Annotated in this window: 1 protein-coding gene; it reads left to right on the plus strand. The window is 70.3% G+C overall.

The genetic code is table 11. The annotated features are described in order from the left end of the window. Positions 1-69: 69 nt before the first annotated feature. Positions 70-1,632 carry an IS66 family transposase gene (gene tnpC, locus D9599_RS30530; protein WP_375373101.1) on the plus strand — a complete coding sequence of 521 codons (1,563 nt, stop codon included), beginning with the start codon at positions 70-72 and terminating at the stop codon, positions 1,630-1,632. The last annotated feature ends 37 nt before the right edge of the window (positions 1,633-1,669 follow it).

The raw sequence follows: 1,669 nt of genomic DNA on the forward strand, positions 1-1,669 counted from the left end.
TGACACAAAACGGATTCCCAGGCCCACGGCCGCTGCCTAGACTCCGCGCCGATGGGTGCCGGTCTCGACATGCAGAGCCTGCCAGATGATCCCGAGGCGCTGCGCGCGCTCCTCGCGACGACGCTGGCCAGGTGCGAGGCGCTGACCGAGGAGCGGGACACGCTGGCGGCACGCAACGAGCGGCTGCGGCACTTGCTGGACAAGCTTCAGCGCATGCAGTTTGGGCGACGCTCGGAGCAGCTGCCCGAGGACCAGTTGCAATTCGCCTTTGAGGAGGTCGAGGCGAGCCTGGCCGGCAACGAGGCTGAGGCGGAGAAGCGCTCACCCGAGTTGCGCAAGACGAACACCGCCCAGCGCCGAGCGGGTCGTGGCCGGTTGCCGGCGCACCTGCCCCGGGTGGAGGTGGTGCTGATGCCAGAGAGCACTGCCTGCCCGTGCTGCCAGGGCGCCCTGATCGAGATCGGCGCCGACACCGCGGAGCGGCTCGACGTGATCCCGGCGAGGTTCCGGGTCCTGGTGACCAAGCGCCCGAAGCTCGCCTGCCGGGCCTGTGCGGGCGTGGTGGTGCAGGCCCCCGCACCGGCCCGTCTGATCGAGGGCGGCATGCCGACCGAGGCCACCGTCGCCCATGTGTTGGTGTCGCGCTACGCCGACCACCTGCCGCTGTATCGCCAGGCGCAGATCCTGGCGCGCCAGGGCCTCACCATCGGCCGCGAGGTGCTGGCCTCCTGGGTGGGCGTGGCTGCTGTCGAGATCGCCCCCGTGGTGGCGCGGCTGCGCGAGATCCTGCTCACCTCAGCGCGGCTATTCGCGGACGAAACCACGATGCCGGTGCTGGACCCTGGCCGGGGGCAGACCAAAACGGGCTTTGCCTGGGCGATCGCGCGCGATGACCGACCCTGGGGCGGCACCGATCCGCCTGCCGTGGTGTTCCGCTACGCCCCCGGCCGCGGGGCGGAGCACGCCAGGGCACTCCTGGCCGGCTACACGGGCATCCTGCAGTGCGACGGCTATGCCGCCTACAAGGGCCTGGCCGCGCCAGAGGCGGGCGGCCCTGGCGCCACACTGGTGTTCTGCTGGAGCCATGTGCGTCGAGGCTTCTACGATCTGGCCAGGAAGAACACGGCGCCAATCGCCACCGAGGCATTGGCCCGCATCGCCGTCCTCTACGCCGTCGAGGCCGAGGTCCGCGGCAAGCCGCCCGATGAGCGCTGGGCTACCCGGCAGGCCAGAAGCCGCCCGCTGGTCGAGGACCTGTTCGCCTGGCTGGAGCAGCAGCTGGCGCGGCTGCCGGGCGGCAGTCCAACGGCAGCGGTGATCCGCTATGCCCTGAACCACCGCGAGGGCCTCCAGCGGTTCCTCGAGGATGGCCGCATCGAGCTCGACACCAACACCGTCGAGCGTGCCATCCGGCCCCTGGTCCTCAGCCGCAAGAACGCCCTGTTCGCCAGTGGCGATGATGGGGGCCGCAGATGGGCCGACCTCGCCTCCCTGGTCGAGACATGCAAGCTGAACGGCGTCGACCCGCAGCGTTACCTCACCGACCTACTCACCCGCCTCGTCCATGGCTGGCCCAACAGCCGCATCGACGAACTCATGCCCTGGCACTGGGCGGACACCAAGGCGGTCTGACCACCAGCTGACCCGAGGGTACGGAAGCTGCGCTTAC

Origin of the sequence: Roseomonas sp. KE2513, assembly GCF_016107305.1 — a bacterium.
In the GTDB taxonomy this organism is placed as follows: domain Bacteria; phylum Pseudomonadota; class Alphaproteobacteria; order Acetobacterales; family Acetobacteraceae; genus Roseomonas.